The sequence below is a fragment of the Nostoc sp. DSM 114159 genome (assembly GCF_053470285.1).
The window spans coordinates 4,886,520-4,906,713 of sequence record NZ_JBPFEH010000001.1 but is presented as its reverse complement, the minus strand read 5'-3'; the positions used below and the strand labels follow the sequence as shown (position 1 = coordinate 4,906,713).

The window sequence follows — 20,194 nt, the reverse complement described above, 5'->3', positions numbered from 1 at the left end:
CTCTCGGCTTTTAATTCTTTCTGTGACAGCATTTTTACCTTAAGACTTTGAGCTAGGTAAAATGTTTGCAGAGAATAACACTAAATCAATTACAGAGAAAAGGTCAATATGCGATTACTACACACAATGCTGCGGGTGGGCAACCTTGAAGAATCTTTAAAGTTCTACTGTGAAATTCTCAAAATGAAACTGCTGCGCCGAAAAGATTATCCAGGTGGAGAATTTACCTTGGCTTTTGTTGGCTATGGTGACGAAAGCGACAACTCGGTAATCGAACTAACCTACAACTGGGGTGTGGAAAAGTACGAATTAGGTAATGCTTACGGTCACATTGCCCTTGGCGTTGATGATATTTACGCTACGTGTGAAGAAATTCGCACTCAGGGCGGTAAAGTCGTGCGCGAACCAGGAGCAATGAAACATGGTTCGACGGTAATTGCTTTTGTGGAAGATCCTGATGGGTATAAAATTGAACTGATTCAATTGGGAACTCAAGGTTCGGCAGTCAAACAGGAATCACAAGAGCAACTTGTGAGTCAATAATTCGATCGGGGATTTCCAAAAAATTAATTATCCAGTAGGGTGGAATGTCATTTATCTAAGCTGGATTCAGATTCCCGACTTCTTTAAGGAGTCGGGAATCTGGGCAGTAATTTGTGCTTAAGAGCCATAGGAAAATCCACAGTGATGCCTTAAAAAGTTGAGCTAGAGAGAGATTGATTTTTCCTGCACACTGTCGTCTTGTGTCAGTAAACCCAGATGCACGAGACTTTTCCCTTTTTAGGCGGGTTAGGGGATCTCCTCTACGTAAATCCTATTTGTATTACTCCAATATTGCCCTTGATGAGCAACAGTAATAGCGACGCCGAATATCCCGTAGTAGACATCGCTCCAATAACACCATCGGGGAAAGTCTGCTCATAACAGTATTTTCGTTTTAAATTAGGAAATAGGCAATGGATTAAACTATCATCAATTGCCAATCCCAAATTGCCACCGGAGATACACGCGGATATCCGCCCAGAATGTTTGGATAATTATCTGGGTATTAAGGAGTAGGGTTACAACCACTTCCCACTCCCTACTCCCTTTAATAATCCCCAATCCTTAAACTAAAAATCCAAATTCTAAAATTCTAAAGATGCAACCTACAGATCCAAATAAATTTACTGATAAAGCCTGGGAAGCAATTGTTAAATCTCAGGATATAGTCCGTGCTTATCAACAACAGCAACTAGATGTTGAACATTTAATTATTGCCCTATTAGAAGAACCCACTAGTCTAGCAATACGTATCCTAGCTCGATCTGAGGTCGATCCAATCCGCTTGCAACAGCAGCTAGAAGCCTTTACCCAACGCCAGCCGAAAGTTGGTAAAAGCGATCAGCTTTACCTTAGCCGCAGTTTAGATATTTTACTAGACCGAGCCGAGGAAGCTAGAGCTAGGATGAAAGATTCCTACATTTCTGTGGAACACATACTTTTGGCCTTTGCTGAAGACGATCGCATTGGACGAAAAATACTCAAAGGCTTTAATGCGGATGCACCTAAACTCGAAGCTACGATCAAAACTATTCGCGGTAGCCAAAAAGTCACAGATCAAACCCCAGAATCCCGCTATGACGCCTTACAAAAATTTGGCAGAGATTTGACAGAACAGGCAAAAGCGGGAAAACTCGACCCAGTAATTGGGCGAGATGACGAAATTCGACGGGTAATTCAAGTATTGTCTCGTCGTAGCAAAAATAACCCCGTACTCATTGGCGAACCTGGGGTAGGTAAAACAGCGATCGCCGAAGCATTAGCACAACGGATGGTAAACGGTGATGTTCCAGAATCTCTGAAAAACCGCCAACTCATTTCTTTAGATATCGGTAGTTTAATTGCTGGGGCAAAATTGCGAGGAGAATTTGAAGAACGCCTAAAAGCTGTCCTCAAAGAAGTTACGGAATCTAACGGTCAAATTGTCTTGTTTATTGACGAACTACATACCGTAGTCGGTACAGGTTCTAGCCAACAAGGGGCAATGGATGCCGGAAATTTGCTCAAACCAATGCTGGCGCGGGGAGAATTGCGTTGTATTGGCGCAACTACCCTCGATGAGTTCCGCAAACACATTGAGAAAGATGCTGCCCTAGAACGCCGCTTTCAACAAGTATTTGTCGATCAGCCAAGTGTGGAAAATACTATTTCCATTCTGCGGGGGTTGAAAGAACGCTATGAAGTGCATCACAACGTCAAAATTTCTGATTCGGCGTTGGTAGCAGCAGCAACCTTGTCAGCACGTTATATTAGCGATCGCTTTTTACCAGATAAAGCTATTGACTTAGTAGATGAAGCAGCAGCACAGTTGAAAATGGAGATTACCTCCAAACCAGCCGAATTGGAAACCATCGATCGCCGCCTCATGCAGTTAGAAATGGAAAAGCTGTCATTAGCTGGCGAAGAAAAGGGTACTCCCCAAACGAAAGAACGTTTGCAGCGCATTGAACAAGAAATCGCCAATTTAACGGAAAAACAGCAAATATTTAATGAGCAATGGCAAGGCGAAAAGCAGTTATTGGAGGCGATAAGCGCCTTAAAGAAAGAAGAAGATGCGCTGCGAGTGCAAATTGAACAGGCGGAACGCGCCTACGATCTAAATAAAGCTGCCCAACTAAAGTATGGCAAATTGGAGGGAGTGCAGCACGAGCGTGAAGCTAAAGAAACGAGTCTTTTAGAAATTCAAAACCAAGGTTCCACGTTGCTGCGAGAACAAGTTACCGAAGCCGATATTGCCGAAATCGTCGCTAAGTGGACAGGAATTCCCGTCAATCGCCTGTTGGAATCGGAACGACAAAAATTACTGCAATTAGAAAGTCATTTGCATCAAAGAGTCATTGGGCAAGAAGAGGCTGTAGAAGCAGTAGCAGCCGCAATTCGCCGCGCCCGTGCGGGGATGAAAGATCCCTCTCGTCCCATTGGTTCATTTTTGTTCATGGGCCCCACAGGTGTGGGTAAAACCGAACTCGCCCGTGCTTTAGCTCAGTTTCTCTTTGATTCTGATGATGCATTGGTGCGCTTGGATATGTCTGAGTATATGGAAAAACACTCAGTTTCTCGCTTAGTGGGTGCGCCTCCAGGATACATAGGATATGAAGAAGGCGGTCAACTTTCCGAGGCGATTCGCCGCCGTCCTTATTCAGTGGTGCTGTTGGATGAAGTGGAAAAGGCGCACCCCGATGTGTTCAACATTTTATTGCAGGTGTTGGATGATGGGAGAGTTACTGACTCTCAAGGAAGGACGGTAGATTTTCGTAACACCGTCATTGTGATGACCAGTAACATTGGTAGCGAACATATTTTGGATATATCTGGTGATGATTCCAAGTATGAAACGATGCAAAAGCGGGTAATGGATGCTTTGCGATCGCATTTCCGCCCAGAATTTCTCACCCGCCTTGATGATATTATTCTCTTCCATGCCCTCAGTCGCACGGAAATGCGGCAGATCATCCGCATTCAACTCAAGCGAGTAGAAAATCTCCTGCGCGAGCAAAAAATCTTCTTTGAGATATCTCAATCAGCTTGCGATTATCTTGTTGAATCAGGCTATGACCCAGTTTATGGTGCGCGTCCACTCAAACGGGCAATTCAGCGAGAAGTAGAAAACCCCCTCGCCACCAAGTTATTGGAAAATACTTTTATCTCTGGAGACACGATTATCATCGACAAAAATGAAAACGGTCTATCTTTTAGCAAAAAAGTGCTGGTGAAGGTGTCAGTACCACAGATTGCTACATAGCACCTAGCGTCTCCCCTTCACTCAACGGTACGTACCTAAAGGGCTGTAGGGAGAAGACCAAACTGGCTTGGATACACAAACAAAATCTAAGAATAATTGAGGGTTTGAAACCCACAGATGTGAGTAAACCCCGTATAGTTGCGGTTTCTAACCATCCTTTTAACATTAATGTAACTGCGTGTTGCATCTATGATGCCTAGTAGCTTCTGCCACAGGGTACTAATTTTGCTGTATCTTGTGGCAGAAGCTTGCTTGTATTTAAAGATGGTAGTGGGATTTACGCCAAGGTGTACTAATGAGTAATTAGTAATTAATCAAAGCAATGTCAACAACAATATTCCCTACTTCTTTAATTAAAAAGTCGGGAATCTAAGCCGCACATCTGATTATTTTGCGCCTAACTGATATCTTTCCTTTAACAGATGGGTATTATAAGCCTACTCTGCTGACAACATCTTCATAAATTTGTCTTCAAATAAAACACATTTACGCAATTCTACTGTGAACTAATGCTCTTATTATTTATCAGACTGGAACTAAATAATTCTGAAAAAATCAGTGTTTACCGGAGCAAATGAACAATTCATAAATGATATAACTTTAATAAATTATCTTTTTTATAGCTACTTTAGTTTGGAAGTTAGTAAAACAAAATGTAGTCATTAGATAAATATCGTCTCATGCCATGCCTGTAACAATACTTGATAGGCATGACTTAAAACTTTGAAAAAATAGAAAATTCGCTATAATCCACTTGACCAGGAAGCAGATATGTCTAGAAAACGTCAGCTATTCAAGGTAATTCAAAAAACCTTCAGACAAATTAGCAAGCAGCTTTTATCTGCAATTAATAGACAACTTATATGGCTTTTGCGAACTATCTCTGGTACTCAAAGAAGACGCAGTTCGGTTAACTCTGGCTTTGTATTGCCAACAGTAGCGATGGTAGTTTTGGTAGTCGTACTGTTAACAACTGCAATTTTATTTCGGTCTTTTGAGCGTTCTAAAAATGCTAGTAATGTCCGCGTGAATGAAGCGACAATGCAAGCCGCCACCCCTGCTTTAGACAGGGCTAAAGCCAAAATAAGTGCATTGTTTGCTGACCCGACTCTACCACGTTCTGTCCCATCAAATCTAACCCTATACAATACCTTAGTTAATAAACTTTCTATCTATACATTCGGTGATGAAACTCCTATAACCCTGGCTTATAACCTTAATAAAAGTACTTCAAGTCCGATGATTGAAGCAAGTAGTAGTATGGCTTTAGAAAATCAAGAAAGCATACAAACAGCCTGGAAATTTCCTGCCGATACAGATAATAACGGTAAATTTGATAGCTTTATTCTCTATGGTATCTACTTCCGTACTCCCCCCCAAACTGGTACACTCCGAAGTAGAAGTCCATTAGATGCTAGAACCCCTCCGATGCTACTAGCTAAGGCAGGTGGAGCTTGTGATGTAGCTGGTGATACTAGTGCCAGCTTAGTAGGTAGTTCGGGTTGGTATAAACTACCAACTGGCGAATTGAAAAAAAGCTTTTTCGTATATGCAGTAACGGTTCCCATTAGTGATATTGCTCAAGCTACTTCTCTTGATACGACCAAATATGAGAAGTATCGAGGTAATAAGGGCTTTTCCGCATTAGAAATGCAACAAGATCGTAGCCAAGTTTCTATTACTAATAATGCCGTTGTTTATGAAGATGACTTAGATATTACACCAGGGCCGAGATTCCGTCTCAATGGACGCATCTTTACCAACAGTAACTTATTTACTGCTAAAACTAGTCAAGATATAACCCTATTTCAGGTCAGTAGTAGGTATTCATGTTACTACGAACGAGAAAATAGCAAGATAGTTGTTGGCGGCAATATTGCAACTAGTAGTCCAATCAGTACAAGTAATACAGGTGGAACATACGTAGATTTATTTGTAGAAAATGGTGCGCCTACTACAAATAAAACTTTAGCATCTACTAATAAAACTACCTCAAATAACTCAAATGACATTGCCTATAACACTCAGGCTTATGCTCAACGCATAGACTTGTTAGTGAAGGCACAACTTAACAATGCTACTACTACTGATCCTCAAGACATCAGAACTAATATAACCAACCGGATTCTAAACGATCCAAGTTTAGATGCGACTAAAGTACGCAAGGAAGAATTAGAAAACTGGTTCCGTAAACGTACTAGGCGTGTACCATTTCTAGAAGTTCCTTATGGTACTTCTGCTATTATAAAAACTGGCACTACTGAGTACGACTATATAACAGATGCAGCAACCTTTATGAAAGGTTCTGTTAATACGCTACGTCCAATGGATGCCTGGATTTATCCAACAGATACTAATACAACACTAACACTAAATACGGCACAACTACCTACTAGAGATCCAGACGTTGTAGATAATACTCCCGTAATAGAAACAGAGTTAGGCGATCGCATCGTAGTAGGCAACAACCTGCCTGAACTTATATGGGACAATACAAAAGGAGACTTTGTAGGAGACGATGAACCTCAAGCCATCACTCCTGCTGTGAAGTGGACAAGTAGCACTACCAAAGATCGAACTCGTACCACTCGCGTCAGACAGTTATCAGATTTAGGGGTAACAGGACGTGATGGTTTTTGGGAAATTTCAGCCGCTTCACCCCGATCTAATCCCCTTGATGTAGTTGGTGGACTGAGGGTGATTACAGGTGCAGGAGTATATACACCTACAGGTTCTGGACTAAGAACACTCGTCCAACCTACTCTTCCAACACGAGGAGGAAAGCCAGAACTGGTTGACGATCCTAGCACGTCGGGAATCAACGAAAGTTATGGCACTGTAGTGTGGCCTGATACTATGCCTATGGTTGTATCCGATCCGACCGATCCACTGAATGCGAGTAAACAAAAACGTGGTGATTTGGTAATGCGTGCCACGGTAGTGTATCACTACAAGTTTGATTCCTATAGTCCTCAGGCGAGTACACCAGACGATTATCAAACACCCATGGCCTGTGTAAGTAGCTACTACAACCCTACTAATCAGACAACAGCAACTACAAACACCTATAATCCCCTTGATTCGACAACAGTAGCAGCATCTAACAATGGGCTTGTTTATGCTGCTCCCGCTACTGCATCTGATGGTATAACTAGAGGACAAACAGTAGATGCCAATGGTTTTTTTACACCTGCGGCTAATGCTGATGATGTGACTAACACTGGTGTAAGTTTGCTAAATCGCTTGAAATATCAAGCTAACTTGGTATTTCCCAATGGCCGCCTTGTGAATCCTCTACTACGGCAAGCACTGGCAAAAGCAACTACCAGTAAACTCACTCTCTCTGAGCAATCAGCAATTGACTCTACTATCTGTGCAATACAGATTGCTGATGGCACTCTGAGTCGGAGTACTACCTACATTCCTGATGGCGTAATCAAAGAAATTACATTTCTTGATGCCCGACAAATTAAGGCTATAGATAAAGGTGGTACATTAACTGGAAACTACAATTTAGAAGTTGAACAGCGTCAGCCTCTAGAAATTCGTGCTACTACCATAGATTTAGGTCAGCTTCGCACACAAGCAATTGGCGCTGCATCGGATAACGAATATCTATTGCCCAATAGCGGCATTATCTATGCCTCCCGTGATGATGCTCAAAAAGATCGCAGTAACCCAACTAGTGAAAATATCAGCGCTAGTGACTACAATCTCGATCCAGAACGGCGACCTAACGCCATTATGTTGATTAATGGCACTAACTTGAGTCGCCAGACTAATTACAGAGCAGAAGAAAAAGGCTTAATTTTAGCAACTGAGCTACCAGTGTATGTTAAAGGCGATTTTAATCTGCACACTAAACAAGAATTCAAAACCCCGGATCTTTTACCTGCTCCCAGCGCTGCTAACTACGATACTAAATTTTACACTCGTGCTGCGGCAAATCGCGATCCTGACTTTGCTTGTCGGCCTAGTGACCCTAGACTACCCAATTGCACAACAGGCGAAACTTGGCGACCAGCATCAGTAATTGCCGATGCTGTTACCTTGCTCTCTGGTAACTTCCGTGAAGGTTTCCGCAATGAGGGTGATTACGATTTACGAAATAACCAAGGGAGCGATCCTAACGTCGTACTCAGCCGACTGAAGGTAGGTTTCTGGAATAACAACTTTCTCACTTCATCTAAATTCTTGACTGACTCTGGTGGTGATACCTACTATACAGGTACTCCCGCTGCTGCCGACTCAGTAAACAATAACAGTTCTTATGTGAACAACTTCGTCACGCCCATTCAGCGTCGAGGAAGTTTTCCAGAGTATGTAATGGAGATGTGCTTCAAAATACCAGTTTCAGAGTGTCAACCGGGTGACTGGTATGTGGGTTTAGATAGCGATCCTACTACAACCCATACTTTTGACCTAAACACAGAAATCCTAAAAAGGTCTAGTGATGTAGTTGGTGTAGCTCCCAACAGACTATTAGCTGGTACAACTGCGCGATCGCCAAGGGCTGATTTTGCTCAATTTGCTCGTAGGGTTGCGTTCAAACGGAAATACACACCAACGGGTGATGTTGATTTTGGTAAGCTTGCTAATACTAGTAACAACGCCATAAATTATACTAGTGCTAATCCCATTCCACTAGGTATTAAATTAGGTGTAGTAAGAGAATTGCCGCTAAATTTCATAAGTGGTGTGTTAGACCCGCTTAGTATACCTGACATAGCAACTAATGCTCTATGGTTTGCAACCACAACAAATACTAGTTCTCCTAATAGCCCACCACCATCGACACTGAGCGAGATCAAATACAACAACACCGATCGTGTATTCTACAGATACCCCAAACTACCGGCTTCTGGTTCGCTTAGGGATTTTCCTGGAGCCACAGACGCATCACTATTCAACCCTGCTTCACCCGCCAGAGATGCGACATACCAGCCTCTATTTGAACCTGTATTGCAATTACAAGTAACAACCTCAACACTACCTAATACTCTAAATTACGCCGCTTTAGCAGGAGCGTCTAGTGTCGTTAAAAACACTAGATGGTTGTCTCAGGCAAGTGCAACCAATTTTAATCTAGTAGTTGCGGGTGGTGATACTCCGGCTCGTGTGAGTTCAAGTACCTACGAAATCAATGGGGGTTTGCATAACTTTGTGCGCTTCTTAGAAAACTGGGATGGGATTGATGCCAATATCAACGGTTCATTCATCCAATTTAAACGCAGTATCTATGCTACTGCACCATTCCAAGCTCTTGTCAGACCAGGGCCAACAACTCCTCCTGCAACCACTTCTGACCCTAATGATACTACCGCTGCTAACATTGCTAAGAATAACAGTATCTTTTTCAGAGTTCTGAATTCTGCAAGACCTGGTTACACATCAGATAGTACTTACATTACTACTCCTAGTGGTGAAGCGCCTTATTATATGCCTCCTAACCGTAACTGGGGTTTTGATGTGGCATTATTGGCGCAAAACCCCGACTTGTTTGCCCAGCGCTTTGTAACTCCAGCAGCAGATCCCCCGAATGAATACTTCCGAGAAGTAGGTCGCGATGACCTTTGGGTAAAAACTCTGTTATGTGGTGTACAAACTCAAACATCGGACGGATTTGAGACTGCAGACACTAGTTACTTTGGCAGTGGTTTCAAATTTGCGCTACCTGCAACTGAACGTCCTACTAGCTGCCAACTCCAACCATCCTAAAGTGTTTAAATGAGAGTTTTTACATCACTTTTCGGGTGAATAGACCACGTTAACAGACCTAACTCCCTAGCCCCCTTCCCTAATAGGGAAGGAGGAAAATTCAAAGCCTCTCCCCTTGTAGGGGCTACGGTGTACACACAAGTCTGAAGTCGTTGATAAATATCGGTTTTACCCCACCCTAACCCTCCCCTTGCAAAGGGGAGGGAACCAGATTTCTTATTTCCCCCCAATGCATCCTACGGTGTACACACAAGTCCAAGTAAAGTAATAAGGGAAGGAGTTGTGGGGAGAAAAAGGTGATGGAAAATCCAATCAAAAGACACGCGCAAGCAGTTGAGGGAAAAGCATTTGGAGACCCGCGACTCTCTAAAAGGGGGCAGCATTGTACGAAGCTTTGGGAAAAAATCAATCAGTGAGCATTCGCCAAATAAGTAAAAATAGAGCCGAACAAGTAGGATACTATCGGTTTTTGGAGAATGAGAATGTGACAGTAGGGGAATTAGTGCGAAGCCTATCAGACGAATGCGTAACTCATGTAGAAGGAAAGCATATATTAGCTATCAGTGATACAAGCGAAATTAACTTGCAGTCTCATGTAGGCAGGTTGAAAGCAAAGGGTGTCGGTGTAGTCGGAAACAACACGGATGTAGGATTTTATATTCATCCAACACTAGTATTAGATGCAGCAAATGGATTTCCCTTGGGGATAAGTACAGTACAACTGTGGACGAGAGATATTAACCATCAGGATAAGCATGAGCGCAATTACAGCCGATTACCAATAGAAAAGAAAGAATCATACAAGTGGCTACGTTCTGCCGAAGAAACGCAAAGATGTTTAACTATTGGCAATGCCAAAATAGTGACTCACATCGCCGACCGCGAAAGCGATATGTATGAGGAATTTGCTACAGTCCCAAATCAAGACAATCATGTGTTGGTGAGAGCGCGCATTGACCGTCGCCTTGTGGGAAAAACCCAATCACTTTATACATACTTAAATGAACAGCCCAGTGAGGGTACTTATACAGTCAATGTGCCGTCAGATGCACGCCAAAGTAGAACAGCAAGGGAGGCATTATTAATTGTTCGCCGTGCGGTAGTGAAAATTCAACGTCCAGATAAGTTGAATGGGCAAGATTATCCCCCTAGTGTGACACTTTACGCAGTGGAAGCAGTTGAAGTCAACCCACCATCAGGTCAAGCACCGATTCATTGGCGATTACTCACTACCCACCAAGTCGTTTGTTTAGAACAAGCACTACAGGTGATTCGATGGTACACATGGCGATGGCGAATTGAACAACTGTTTGCCACACTCAAAACTGCCGGATTAAATCTCGAAGCCACCCAATTAGAGTCGGTTACCGCCATTCAACGATTAACTATATTAGCCTTGTCTGTTGCTGTGCGAATTTTACAACTGATTGGTGGACGGGATCATCCTGATTTACCGGCAAATATTGCTTTTTCTCATGAGCAACAGCAATATTTATCTACTATTGCTCCTACTTTAGAAGGTAAAACTCGACTGCAACAAAATCCCTATCCTCCTTCAACTCTTGCTTGGGCGACTTGGATTATCGCTCGGCTTGGTGGTTGGTCTGGTTACAAATCCCAAAAACCTCCCGGTATTACTACTTTGAGCCGCGGACTTGAGCAATTTGAATCCACCTTTTTTGGCTGGAAGCTCGCTCTGGGCAAACTTGTGTGTACACCGTAGCCTTGTAGGGGAGAGGTTTGGAGAGAGGTTACGAGAGTATTACACCCGATCGCAAATTACTTTAAAACATAGCCTTATTAAGAAATCGAGTATGAACCCACGCCAACTACAAGAATTATCTGCTCAATCTAACGATTCTGGTTTTACGATCGTTGAGTCGCTTGTGGCAATCCTCGTAGTTGCCATTTTGCTAGTAGCGATCGCACCTGTTCTAGTAATGTCAACAGCAACTCGCGTGCAAGCTAAACGGGTGGAATTGGCAACAGGAGCGGCTAAAGCCTTCATTGATGCTATTAAGTCTAAAACAATCTCAGAAGATCAAGTATCAAATACTACTTCACTTAGTGCTGCAACTGCTGCTGCACCTAGAACAGTATCAAGCTCAACTACCAGTGGCGACTATTTAATTAGTAGTGCGGCTGTTCCTGCAGACGCAACTAGTTTGTATTGCTTTCACAATGATGGCAAAATAAATCTACCAAGCGACTGTACAACCTACAAAACAACCAGTCCAGTTCAGTTTTACATCCAGGCTTTTGGCAATGCAGTTGGAACTATCAGCACAAGTAGCGCTCAAATTGATAGCGGTCAAAGCTATCGTTTGGGAGTTCGGGTATACCGTTCAGATGCTTTCATCGGTACTGGTAGCTTGAAAAAAAGTAGTGATAGCAATGGAAAAACAGCAGCAACATTCACCGGGGGACTAGGCGATCGCAAAGCACCCCTAGTAGAAATGACAACTGAAATTGTTAGGGGTCAAAGCTCCTATAACGCTTTGTGCGATCGCCTTGGTGGTTGTCAACCATAATTAACTCGGTAAACATAAATAATTTAAATAATTTCATGACTCAGTATCGGTAACTAAGGAAAACCTGTAGCAAAATGAATATATTAAGGTGGCTGTTAGGTACTCAGCTAAAACCCTCTCACAAGCAAAATAAAAATAGTGGTTTTACCCTGATTGAATTATTGGTGGCTATGCTCATTGCATTTTTAGTAATTACGCCGTTACTAAGTTTTATGATCGGTATTTTAAACACCGATGGTCAGGAACAAGCCAAAGCAACCTCTGAGCAAGAAATTAAAGCTGCGCTAGATTATATTACTCGCGATCTCCAACAAGCGATATATATATATGATGCTACTGGAATTGCTTGTCTAAGCGGTACTGTTGATGCTAGTACCGATAACACTTGCCCAAATGCAGGTACAACTGGGAATCAACTACCTAACGGAACAGATAAAGTTCCTGTGCTTGTTTTTTGGAAACGAGAATTAATTAATCAAGCAATTACAATTACAGGCACTCAAAAAGATGATACTTTTGTTTACTCATTAGTTGCCTACTATTTAATTAAAGATACTAATACTACTTGGTCTAACGCTGCACGCATCGCCAGATGGGAAATTAAAGATGGCGTTCCAAATAGTACTAGTAGTGCTAGAACTGATTGTCCTGGATTTACTACAGCCGACAAATATCTCCCATGTCCAGATAAAGGTTTTAAACCATTTGACTTGTCACAAAAAGGCATAACATTACAAGCAAAAATGAATAGTTGGGCAGGAGGGGGGAGTTACGATCAAGTTCCTGTGGTGTTGGTTGATTTTATAGATCAAACAACAACAGCACAGGAAACCCCAACAGCTACAGCAACTGTGACTTGTTCTACTGGCTTTAGCCAAGTTCCAGCAGTCGCAAACCTTGCTAGAAGAGGCTTTTATGCTTGTGTAGATTCAGTTAGCGCAGATAATAGGAGTGCTGCGGAAGTTTATTTAAGAGGTAATGCACAAGCTCGTTTAATACAAGATGAAACTAAAGCACGTTACGCGCAGAGTAAATCTAGTTATTTTCCGAGTGCAAACATTAAGGTTCAAGGAAGTAGCTTTATCTTTACCAAATAGCTTCTATCTTTGACAAATATTACTAAAAGCAGGATAGTATGGCGAATATTCTTAGTTTAAGATTATTAAATTATTTCCAGTTGCACAGCCAAAAAACAAAGCTAAAACAGCAATATTTAGCAAATCGACCCTCTACCGATGGCTATAATCAACAAGATGCTGGATTTAGTCTTATAGAGTTAATAGTAGTACTGCTGCTAGTAGGAATTTTAGCAGCGATCGCAGCTCCTGGTTGGGCTGCCTTTGTAAATCGGCAACGGATAAATAAGTTTAACGACACCGTTTTCGCCGCACTTCAAGAAGCACAGCGCGAAGCTAAAAACAAAAAACTTAGCTACAGTGTCAGTTTTCGGAAAAATAGCACAACCCAAGAGGTTGCTATTTATCGTACCGATATTGGAATCAGCACATGGAAGCCTTTAGGAACGGATGTAGGGGTCAGCTCTGATAAATTTTTGCTAGGTACAAATCTAAATAGCACTACTGAAAACACTGCCGATTCTACTGTATCCTATTCTTTAAATGCATCAGCAAAAATTACTTTTGACTATATGGGAACTTTACCCAATGCAAGCCTTGGAACATCTGGATTACAAATAGTGGTAGCTGTACCAAGCTCTGCAAATCCTGCATCGGCTAGTAGCGTAAAGCGATGCGTCATTGTGAAAACTCTCTTAGGCTCAATGGTGACAGCAAAAGATAATAATTGCAGTTAAGTGATTTGAATACCAAGATTTGTTTAAAAATACGTAATATTGCTGAACATAAAACTGCACGTTGATAGCAAAATTGAAACATCATGTGCAGTTTTAATATTTGATAGAGTTATTTAAGAGCCATTGATAAATTAGCCATTGCCTGAACATAATAAAAAGCGTCATCATCAAAATATACTTTTCGGAAAATGACTGAGAACCTTGACTTTACTGTAGCTATCCCAACTTATAACGGTGAAAGTCGTTTGCCTGAACTACTAGAACGACTAAAAAACCAACTTCACACCGAAAATTTATCTTGGGAAATTATAGTTGTAGACAATAACAGCACTGATAATACAGCTAAAGTTGTTCAAACCTATCAAAAAGATTGGCGATGTCCTTATCCTTTAAAGTATTGCTTTGAAGCAAAACAAGGCGCAGCTTATGCTCGAAAAAAGGCAGTTGCAGAAGCTAAAGGTAAATTCATAGGTTTTCTAGATGATGACAACTACCCAGTATCAAATTGGGTAGTCGCAGCTTATGCTTTTGGTGAAAAATATCCTCAAGCTGGAGCTTATGGCAGCCAAATTCACCCAGACTGGGAAGTAGAACCACCGGAAAACTTTAAGCGAATTGCTCCATTCTTAGCAATTACAGAACGGGGAAATCTACCGCTATTATATGAAGCATCTAAAAAATTGCTACCCCCTTCTGCCGGACTTGTTGTCCGTAAACAAGCATGGTTAGAAAGTGTACCAGATAAGTCGATTTTAACTGGTAGAGTTAAAGGCAATATGCTTACCAGTGAAGATTTAGAAATGTTATCTTACATCCAAAAATCAGGATGGCAAATCTGGTACAATCCAGAAATGGAAATATCACACAAAATACCCAAATTGCGTTTGCAAAAAGATTATTTGATTCCATTTTTTCGAGGAATTGGACTTAGCCGGTGTGTAACTAGAATGGTAAATATTAAACAAATATATAGACCATTTGCTCTTTTATCTTATATGCTAAATGACTTACGTAGAATTACGTTGCACTTACTAAAATATCGAACTAATCTAAAAGATGATTTGGTAGCTGCTTGCGAAATGGAACTTTTTTTAAGTAGTTTCATTAGTCCTTTTTATCTTTGGAAAAATGGATACTTTAAAAAATAAATTATTAAAACATTAGATATTATGACTGAATTAACAGCCGAAAATTTAGATATTAGCGTAGCCATTCCTGCATACAATGGGGCAACCCGTTTACCTAAAATTTTGGATAAGCTATTAACCCAGACAGGAGTAGAGCAACTTAGCTGGGAAATAATTATTGTGGATAATAATAGTTCTGATAATACATTTGAAATTATCCATAATTACCAAAAAATATATAATGGAAACTGTCATTTAAGATATTTTTTAGAAACCGAACAGGGAGCAGCTTTTGCGAGATTGCGAGCAGTACGTGAAGCCAAAGGGCAGCTAATAGCATTTTTAGATGATGATAATTTACCTGCACCTGATTGGTTATCAGAAGCATATAACTTTGGATTAGAGCATCCTCAAGCAGGTGCTTGGAGTGGACAGATTCATGGTGATTTTGAAGTAAATCCACCAGAAAATTTTGAAAGAATTCAAGCTTTTTTAGCTATTAGAGAGCATGGTTCAAATCCATATTTGTTTGACGCAGATAATTTAAGACTTCCTCCTGGTGCGGCGCTTGTTGTTCGGAAACAGGTATGGCGTGAAAATGTACCACAGCGGCCTAATTTAAGTGGGAAGTTGCCTGGTATTTTGGTACAGGGTGATGACTATGAACCATTGCTTTACATACATTATGCAGGCTGGCAGATTTGGTATAATCCTGCCATGCATACTTATCATCAAATACCACGCTGGCGACTTGAGAAAGATTATCTCTTAACTCTGGCACGCGGTTGTGGCTTGTGTATTTTCCAGTTAAGCTTGATAAATACTAAAAATTGGCAAAAACCAATAGTATTTATAAGAACTATTTTAGGTAATTTCCGCCGAGCATTAAAACACCTAATTCACTATAGAGGGCAATTTCAAAGTAATTTAATTGCTCTTTTCGAGATGGAGTTTTACTTGGCTAGCATGATGAGTCCTCTCTACTACTTAAAATGCCGTCTAGATAGAGTATTAAAAAACAAATTAGCCCTCTAAAAGCGATGAAAACCAGCAAACCAATACCAAAAATTTCTGTAATCATTCCCACTTATAACAATGAAAAGACTATTAAGAATACAATTCAATCTGTTTTAAATCAAACTTTTACTGACCTAGAATTAATTGTAATTAATGATGGCTCAGAAGACTCAACTCTAGAAGTTGTAACAAAAATCCAAGATTCAAGAATAAAAGTATTTTCCTATTCCAACGCTGGCGGAAACGTCAGTCGTAACCGAGGACTACATCATGCAGTTGGTGAATTTGTTAGTTTTTTAGATGCGGACGATCTTTGGACATCTGATAAACTTCAATCTCAGTTAAAAGCTCTACAAGAAAACGTTACTGCAAAAGTTGCTTATAGTTGGACTGATTATATTGACGAAAATGATCGATTTTTACTTTCAGGTAAGCGGATTAATGTAAATGGAAATGCTTATGAAAAACTGTTATTAAATAACTTTCTAGAAAATGGTTCCAATCCCTTAATTTCTAAAGAAGCTTTAATTACATTAAATGGCTTTGATGAATCTCTAAGTGCGGCTCAGGATTGGGATATGTGGCTGCGATTAGCCTCTAAGTTTGATTTTATATGTGTACCATCTGTACAAATCTTATATCGCATAAGCGCTAATTCAGTTTCTTCCAATCTTGTCAGGCAGGAAAAAACCTGCTTGCAAGTACTTAATAGAGCGTATAAGGAAAAACCTTCGACACTTAAGCAGAGTTGGAATATAAGCCTAGCAAATTTATATAAATATCTAACCTGCAAAGCTTTACAAAAACCATTCAATCGGCAAAAAAATCTAGCCGCTGTTAGATTTCTATGGAAGTATTTTCTTAACGATCCTGCAAGACTTCAAAATATAAATTTCACCCTAAAATTGTTCTTGAAAATTGTCATAATTTTTACTTTGCCCGCCTTGCTTTACAGTATTATTAATCAGCGCGAAGTCAGAAGCGAAGAAGCTGAAATGTTGCTTAACATCTGGGTAGTTGAAAATCGACCAGTAAGCAAAAATGGATATCCAGGTGCATTTACGATCTCTAGTTAATGCAAAAAATCTCTTAAGGAATAATCATTATAACAGTGGTTTTACCTTACCAGAGATGTTAGTAGTGATTGTATTAATTGGTATATTAGCTACGCTTGGAATATCCAATTGGCTGGCTTTTGTTGAGACTCGTCGTCTCAACACTACTCAAAATGAGGTTTATTATGCTATGCGCCAAGCGCAAAGCCAAGCCACTAAAGATAAATTAACCAGGCAAACCAGTTTTCGCATACAAAATGGTGTCGTGCAATGGGCAGTTCATCAAGCAGAGGCAGGACAATTCATTCCTGATACTGTTAAAAACAATGGCAACATATGGCATAATCTTGAGCCAAACATTCGCATTGATGAAGAGGAAAACAATAAAGGAAAAAAAGAGACAACTTTACTAAAACACCCTTCACAGCAAATGTGGCGAGTTTTATTTAACTATCACGGTTGTCCAATCTCTGAAATAGGAAATCAGTGTACTGTAGGCAGATTAGGACAGATAACCTTCTACAGCTTGAATGGTGGTAAAGCTAGACGTTGTGTCTATGTTTCTACTATTTTGGGGGCTATGCGGACTGGAAAAGATCATGCTAGAGCCAACGAAAACGACAAGTATTGCTATTAAGATATTTTTAGTTGTTAAACAAGGTATTGTGTGCTGAACTTACCAGCAAGCCCAAAACAGCACCTGATTATTTTTACTCGCTATCCAGAACCAGGTAAGACAAAAACCCGATTGATACCTGCTTTGGGAAATGTTGGTGCTGCCAATCTTCAACGGGAAATGACAGAACATACAATATTTCAGGTTCAAGAATTGCAAAAAGCCATTGACATATCTGTAGAAGTGCGTTTTGCAGGTGGCGATTTGCAACTTATGCAAGATTGGCTGGGGTTGGATTTGATTTACCAGTCTCAAGGTGAAGGGGATCTAGGTTTGCGGATGGCGCGATCGCTTTTTGATGCTTTTCAATCTGGTGCAGAAAAAGTAATTATCATTGGTACAGATTGTCCTGGAGTGAATGCCCAGATTTTAGCAACAGCCTTTGACAAGTTACACGCCTTTGACCTCGTACTTGGCCCTGCGATCGATGGTGGATATTACTTAATTGGTTTGCGCCAATTCATCCCGGAGCTATTCGTTAACATTGAGTGGGGAACTGCTCAAGTATTCCAGAAAACCGTGGATATTGCCCAGAAACTTAATTTATCATACGTGGACTTGTTGCCCTTAGCTGATGTTGACCGACCGGAGGATCTGCCAATTTGGGAACAAGCCCTTGCAGAGGAGATGGAGCGATCGCTTTAAGGAGCAAAATCAAGGGGCGAATTGAAAAAGTGTGTAGGTAGAGCCATAGGAATCACTAGACTTCTTGGCATTTGTCGGGAAAAGGGGAAGGCGGGGTCCCAACAAGGGGATAAGGGGCAGGGGGAAAGGGTAAAGGTTTTGTACTGTCCCCTTCCGCTTTAACCTTTTTCCTTTTCCCAACTCTTGCAAAAAACACTTTTGCAAGAGGTCTACTTTTCCATAAAGATGTGAGCCGACGATCTTGGGATGAGAATTAAGAGACAGAAGCAATAAAATCCTCTGCAATATTAGCACTGCTGAAATAACTCCTTAAAGCTTTTTGAGGCTGCTTCAGGTTTGGCAATAATTTCGACAATTTTATTGCGTGCATCTGCTTCAAACAGCGCCTCAACAGCAACTTGGGCAACTTTCTGTCTGGGAATACTACCATCAAATAGTGTATCTGCACTCTGCATTACGATACGGTCGGAGTTATCTTCATTCTTCAACCCACCAGGCCGAACAATCGTATAAGTAAGACCACTTTTCTGAATATACTCTTCAGCTTGTTTTTTCCACAACAAAATTAACCAAAACAAGTTCAGCGGATGGAAAAGCCGGGAAGTACATAAAGAAGAAACTAAGATGAGATGCTCAATTCCCTTTGCCTTAGCAACATCTACTAAATTTTTAGTCCCTTCAAAATCTACTTTATAGGGGCCAGTGGGGTCAAAGCTAGGTTTTGCCCCAGTCGCAACCAATAGAACTGTGCTATCTCCCAACGCAGCAGTTAAAGTTTCTGGTTGTAACACATCGCCTACGACTAATTCGGCTTCAGGAGACAGAATACCCCTAGCTTTCTCTATATCCCGCACCAAGGCTCGGACGGGAATATTCCGTGCGATCAATTCTTGCACAATTCGGCGACCTGTTTCACCTGTTGCCCCTGCTACAAATGCTTTCATGATAAATGCTATCCTGGGAAACTATTGTGTGCTTGTTCAGTTCTTTATTTTAGTAATTCTATGGAGTTACTCGCAGATTAATGAGGTTTCGGTCAAAATGGGATCTGAATGCGAAATGACCCAGGTGTGTGGGGAATCATTAATATAGACCAACGCCAAAATATAGAGTAATGCATTTATGCTTTCAAGAAAAGGCGAATATAAATCCTGGGAAATAACAGAAGCTGTTTTACCTGTAGTGTCCACTCAAGAAGCCGAGGACACATTAACAGAACCAAATGTAGCGACGCTGACAAAATTTTACGGTCGTTATCAAGATTTTATGGAAATGGCTGCCCCAGTAGAGAAGGTTGCTGAGTATCTCAATTCTCACGCCTCATGGTTTTCGCGCTGCGCTGAACCCATGAAGGTACAATCACTTGGGGAAAATGGCTATGCTTTAACAATTGGTCGTTTTGGTTCTTTTGGTTATGAAGTAGAACCGAAAATAGGTTTGGAATTGTTGCCTCCAGAGGAGGGTATTTACCGCATCCGTACAATTCCCATTCCTGACTACCAACCGCCTGGTTATGACGTAGATTATCGGGCATCTCTAGAGTTAAAAGAAACCGATGTTTCCACTAGCATTGACAAGGTTACAAGAGTTGAATGGGAATTGGATTTGATCGTTTATCTTCACTTTCCCCGGTTTATTCAGCGATTACCCAAGTCTATAATTCAATCTACAGGCGATCGCTTACTTAATCAAATTGTCCGCCAAGTCTCCCGCCGCTTAACTCGCAAAGTTCAGGAAGATTTCCATAAATCTTTGGGAATACCGTTTCCTGCTAATTTTAAGCAAAAGTGTTGATAGGGATTTTTAAAAAATCAATAATTCTAAATTA

14 protein-coding genes are annotated in these 20,194 nt (G+C 41.0%); 13 read left to right on the top strand and 1 reads right to left on the bottom strand.

Annotation, left to right across the window (positions count from 1 at the left end):
* Positions 1-108 precede the first annotated feature (108 nt).
* The 12 genes from gloA to ACR5KR_RS20205 all read left to right on the top strand — a co-directional run bounded on the left by gloA (position 109) and on the right by ACR5KR_RS20205 (position 18,366).
* A complete protein-coding gene (gloA, locus tag ACR5KR_RS20260; RefSeq protein ID WP_322669818.1) occupies positions 109-543 on the top strand; it encodes a lactoylglutathione lyase in 435 nt (144 codons plus the stop codon).
* A 598-nt stretch (positions 544-1,141) separates the two neighbouring features.
* Positions 1,142-3,784 (top strand): ATP-dependent chaperone ClpB, encoded by a 2,643-nt coding sequence (gene clpB / locus ACR5KR_RS20255; RefSeq protein WP_448267773.1) that lies wholly within the window; start codon positions 1,142-1,144, stop codon positions 3,782-3,784.
* 771 nt (positions 3,785-4,555) lie between these two features.
* Positions 4,556-9,502, top strand: coding sequence for a hormogonium polysaccharide biosynthesis protein HpsA (gene hpsA, locus ACR5KR_RS20250; RefSeq protein ID WP_448267772.1), 4,947 nt, complete (start codon positions 4,556-4,558; stop codon positions 9,500-9,502).
* A gap of 394 nt (positions 9,503-9,896) precedes the next feature.
* Positions 9,897-11,225, top strand: a complete 1,329-nt coding sequence (locus ACR5KR_RS20245; RefSeq protein WP_448270096.1) for an IS4 family transposase — start codon at positions 9,897-9,899, stop codon at positions 11,223-11,225.
* A gap of 91 nt (positions 11,226-11,316) precedes the next feature.
* Positions 11,317-12,033 (top strand): hormogonium polysaccharide secretion pseudopilin HpsB, encoded by a 717-nt coding sequence (gene hpsB, locus ACR5KR_RS20240; RefSeq protein ID WP_448267771.1) that lies wholly within the window; start codon positions 11,317-11,319, stop codon positions 12,031-12,033.
* 74 nt (positions 12,034-12,107) lie between these two features.
* Positions 12,108-13,130: a hormogonium polysaccharide secretion pseudopilin HpsC gene (gene hpsC / locus ACR5KR_RS20235; protein WP_448267770.1), complete on the top strand. Its 1,023-nt coding sequence runs from the start codon at positions 12,108-12,110 to the stop codon at positions 13,128-13,130.
* Between the two features lie 38 nt (positions 13,131-13,168).
* Positions 13,169-13,846, top strand: a complete 678-nt coding sequence (locus ACR5KR_RS20230) for a prepilin-type N-terminal cleavage/methylation domain-containing protein (RefSeq protein WP_448267769.1) — start codon at positions 13,169-13,171, stop codon at positions 13,844-13,846.
* 188 nt (positions 13,847-14,034) lie between these two features.
* Positions 14,035-14,994: a hormogonium polysaccharide biosynthesis glycosyltransferase HpsE gene (hpsE, locus tag ACR5KR_RS20225; RefSeq protein ID WP_448267767.1), complete on the top strand. Its 960-nt coding sequence runs from the start codon at positions 14,035-14,037 to the stop codon at positions 14,992-14,994.
* Between the two features lie 21 nt (positions 14,995-15,015).
* Positions 15,016-16,008, top strand: a complete 993-nt coding sequence (gene hpsE, locus ACR5KR_RS20220; RefSeq protein WP_448267765.1) for a hormogonium polysaccharide biosynthesis glycosyltransferase HpsE — start codon at positions 15,016-15,018, stop codon at positions 16,006-16,008.
* Between the two features lie 5 nt (positions 16,009-16,013).
* Positions 16,014-17,066: a glycosyltransferase gene (locus ACR5KR_RS20215; RefSeq protein ID WP_448267764.1), complete on the top strand. Its 1,053-nt coding sequence runs from the start codon at positions 16,014-16,016 to the stop codon at positions 17,064-17,066.
* Positions 17,032-17,682, top strand: coding sequence for a pilus assembly FimT family protein (locus ACR5KR_RS20210; RefSeq protein ID WP_448267763.1), 651 nt, complete (start codon positions 17,032-17,034; stop codon positions 17,680-17,682). Before ACR5KR_RS20215 ends, ACR5KR_RS20210 begins: the two co-directional genes overlap by 35 nt.
* A 30-nt stretch (positions 17,683-17,712) precedes the next feature.
* Positions 17,713-18,366 (top strand): TIGR04282 family arsenosugar biosynthesis glycosyltransferase, encoded by a 654-nt coding sequence (locus tag ACR5KR_RS20205; RefSeq protein ID WP_448267762.1) that lies wholly within the window; start codon positions 17,713-17,715, stop codon positions 18,364-18,366.
* Positions 18,367-18,653: 287 nt separating this feature from the next.
* On the opposite strand, the gene ACR5KR_RS20200 is transcribed toward ACR5KR_RS20205, so the two are convergent.
* Positions 18,654-19,310 carry an NAD(P)H-binding protein gene (locus tag ACR5KR_RS20200; protein WP_448267761.1) on the bottom strand — a complete coding sequence of 219 codons (657 nt, stop codon included), beginning with the start codon at positions 19,308-19,310 and terminating at the stop codon, positions 18,654-18,656.
* A 178-nt stretch (positions 19,311-19,488) separates the two neighbouring features.
* Between ACR5KR_RS20200 and ACR5KR_RS20195 the strand changes: the two genes are divergently transcribed.
* On the top strand, positions 19,489-20,160 hold the full coding sequence (locus ACR5KR_RS20195; RefSeq protein ID WP_448267760.1) for a DUF1997 domain-containing protein: 672 nt from the start codon (positions 19,489-19,491) through the stop codon (positions 20,158-20,160).
* The last annotated feature ends 34 nt before the right edge of the window (positions 20,161-20,194 follow it).

Coding starts and splice junctions, on each gene's coding strand:
- gloA (WP_322669818.1), top strand. CDS start 109: ATGCGATTACTACACACAATGCTGCGGGTGGGCAACCTTGAAGAATCT.
- clpB (WP_448267773.1), top strand. CDS start 1,142: ATGCAACCTACAGATCCAAATAAATTTACTGATAAAGCCTGGGAAGCA.
- hpsA (WP_448267772.1), top strand. CDS start 4,556: ATGTCTAGAAAACGTCAGCTATTCAAGGTAATTCAAAAAACCTTCAGA.
- hpsB (WP_448267771.1), top strand. CDS start 11,317: ATGAACCCACGCCAACTACAAGAATTATCTGCTCAATCTAACGATTCT.
- hpsC (WP_448267770.1), top strand. CDS start 12,108: ATGAATATATTAAGGTGGCTGTTAGGTACTCAGCTAAAACCCTCTCAC.
- ACR5KR_RS20230 (WP_448267769.1), top strand. CDS start 13,169: ATGGCGAATATTCTTAGTTTAAGATTATTAAATTATTTCCAGTTGCAC.
- hpsE (WP_448267767.1), top strand. CDS start 14,035: ATGACTGAGAACCTTGACTTTACTGTAGCTATCCCAACTTATAACGGT.
- hpsE (WP_448267765.1), top strand. CDS start 15,016: ATGACTGAATTAACAGCCGAAAATTTAGATATTAGCGTAGCCATTCCT.
- ACR5KR_RS20215 (WP_448267764.1), top strand. CDS start 16,014: ATGAAAACCAGCAAACCAATACCAAAAATTTCTGTAATCATTCCCACT.
- ACR5KR_RS20210 (WP_448267763.1), top strand. CDS start 17,032: ATGGATATCCAGGTGCATTTACGATCTCTAGTTAATGCAAAAAATCTC.
- ACR5KR_RS20200 (WP_448267761.1), bottom strand. CDS start 19,310: ATGAAAGCATTTGTAGCAGGGGCAACAGGTGAAACAGGTCGCCGAATT.
- ACR5KR_RS20195 (WP_448267760.1), top strand. CDS start 19,489: ATGCTTTCAAGAAAAGGCGAATATAAATCCTGGGAAATAACAGAAGCT.